At 37.6% G+C, this 1807-nt stretch carries 2 protein-coding genes; one reads left to right on the plus strand and one right to left on the minus strand.

Annotation, left to right across the window (positions count from 1 at the left end):
* The first annotated feature begins 165 nt into the window (after positions 1-165).
* A complete protein-coding gene (locus tag GZ1_RS19100) occupies positions 166-297 on the plus strand; it encodes a Mur ligase domain-containing protein (protein WP_373278123.1) in 132 nt (43 codons plus the stop codon).
* A gap of 86 nt (positions 298-383) precedes the next feature.
* On the opposite strand, the gene GZ1_RS17645 is transcribed toward GZ1_RS19100, so the two are convergent.
* Positions 384-1625, minus strand: a complete 1242-nt coding sequence (locus GZ1_RS17645) for a dicarboxylate/amino acid:cation symporter (RefSeq protein WP_008880016.1) — start codon at positions 1623-1625, stop codon at positions 384-386.
* Between the last annotated feature and the right edge of the window lie 182 nt (positions 1626-1807).

A 1807-nucleotide genomic window follows, 5' to 3' on the forward strand; every position in this document is an offset into this window, starting at 1 on the left:
GGTCCATGTTGTCTATCAAAGGGGAATTTACACAATAATTTGGACTTGACCTGAATATATTGTCACCTCTCTTGTGTATCAGTTATTTTTTCGTCAATACTCAGGAAAAACCTTTTCTTTTCAATGTTGAATCTCAAATCTCAGCAAGCATTGGAGGAATACGTGTTGAAAGAAAAATTTCACTTCATCAGGATAAAAGCTTCAAGAATGAACAACTTGGCGCAAATCTTATTCGATAATGGATATGAAGTTCAAGGTTCAGATATCAAAGAGGAACTATTTACTCAAAAAAATTAGAACAAAGAGGCATTCAAATTCTCCCATTTTCCAAAGCCGATATATCATCGAGAACGCTTGTACGGAAATACACTAAAAGGAGCTGCTTAAGCTCCTTTTAATTCTACTTTTTCCGCTGTTTTTATCCAATTTTTCCCCTCAACCAAACGAGAGACCATCATAGCTGTAACATTATCTCCACTGGCATTCAACATTGTAGCAGGTGGGTCAATTAAGGTGCTAATCGCAGCAATGATAGGTAGTGCTTCTGGAGGGAATCCAAACAGCGTTAGGATCAACATTTCTCCGATCATTCCGCCACTTGGAATTGCCCCCATTACGACACCAACCAATAAAGAAATACCTATCACAAGAGATAACGTTCCTAATCCCGAAAAATTCATATTGAAGATACCAAAAAGAAATGCGATCTTCAAAACCCCACCCATTACAGATCCATCTTTATGTAAAGCTGCTCCGAGCGGAATCACTGTTTCGCGAATATCTTTATTAACCCCCATTTTTTGCGAAGCTTCTAAGTTCGCCGGAATGGTAGCGGCACTCGAGCAAGTTGCCAGGGAAGTAATCGTAGGGGTTAACATATTTCTCCAAAAGATTTTTACTCCTTGTTTTCTTCCAGCCATAAACGCATAAATAGTAAAAGCGATAAAGAAATACGCCAGTGAACCTAAATAATATGCAGCACCAGCTTTCACATAAGATCCTAAAAGTAGCGGCCCGTATTCTCCAATCAAAGTAGCAAAATAGGCACCCAGCCCAATTGGGGCGATATACATTATAATAGAAACGACTTTCATCATTACTTCAGATCCAGATGTCAAGAATGTTGTAAATGCTTTTCCACGTTCGCCAGCCAATTGAGCACCAAATCCGACGAAAATGGAGATGACGATAAGCGCCAACATATTACTTCTTGAAAAGAGCTCAACAAAATCGGATACCGTAAACGTTTTGACAATTTGTTCTGCCAAACTAACTTCTTCAGGTGTTTCCGGTTTCACTAATTTTAGTGTAACTCCTTCAGCTGGCGGAACCAATTTGACAATGATAAGCATATAAATGGCAGAAACTAACCCAGTAAAAAGAAATGTCCCTAACATACTGCTCATTATTTTTCCTAATCGTTTCGCGCCATTCATATTCGCGATCGAAGAAGAAATCGTAAAGAAAATCAAAGGAACAACGATCGTAAATAACAGATTGAGAAAAACGTCACCAATCGGTTTCAATACGACCGCTTTTTCTTTCAAAGCTATCCCTATCATTGCACCAATAGCAATGGATAATAGGAGGATAATAGAAAAACGATAGGCTTTTAGCTTTTTCATTTTTTAATTCTCCTTTTTTCAATATGATGTAGATAAGAGATATATACGCATCTATTTTATAGCTTATTAAATAATCATTCCATGCTCTCTTAACTCACGTTTCGCACCCTAACAAGGTCAAAACAAAGGATTTTTTATTTAGTTTTTCAGAATAACTTTTTGACCAACACAACGAGCGATGG

This window comes from Geobacillus zalihae NBRC 101842, assembly GCF_001544135.1.
GTDB lineage: Bacteria > Bacillota > Bacilli > Bacillales > Anoxybacillaceae > Geobacillus > Geobacillus zalihae.

Coding starts and splice junctions, on each gene's coding strand:
- GZ1_RS17645 (WP_008880016.1), bottom strand. CDS start 1,625: ATGAAAAAGCTAAAAGCCTATCGTTTTTCTATTATCCTCCTATTATCC.